The organism is Flagellimonas olearia (genome assembly GCF_009184425.1).
GTDB lineage: Bacteria > Bacteroidota > Bacteroidia > Flavobacteriales > Flavobacteriaceae > Flagellimonas > Flagellimonas olearia.
In genome coordinates this window covers 1-313 of record NZ_WELG01000209.1, presented here as the reverse complement: position 1 = coordinate 313, position 313 = coordinate 1, and the positions used below count along the sequence as shown (strand labels likewise).

The following is a 313-nucleotide window of genomic DNA, read 5'->3' as shown; positions in this document are numbered from 1 at the left end:
GGTGAGAATCCTGTCCGCCGCAAGACTAAGGTTTCCTGGGGCAGGCTCGTCCGCCCAGGGTAAGTCGGGACCTAAGGCGAGGCCGAGAGGCGTAGTCGATGGACAACAGGTTGAAATTCCTGTACTGCACCGAATCGTTATGAGCGATGGAGGGACGCAGGAGGCTAGCAGCGCGTGGTGCTGGATACCACGTTCAAGCGTCAAGTCTGAGAGCGAGTCAAATGCTTGCTTTCATAAAGGACAAGGCGTGATGAGGAGCGAAATTAAAGTAGCGAAGGCTGCGACGTCACACTGCCGAGAAAAGCTTCTAGCC

At 55.6% G+C, this 313-nt stretch carries 1 rRNA gene; it reads left to right on the top strand.

The annotated features are described in order from the left end of the window. A 23S ribosomal RNA gene (locus F8C76_RS20100) occupies window positions 1-313 on the top strand; the annotation flags it as partial.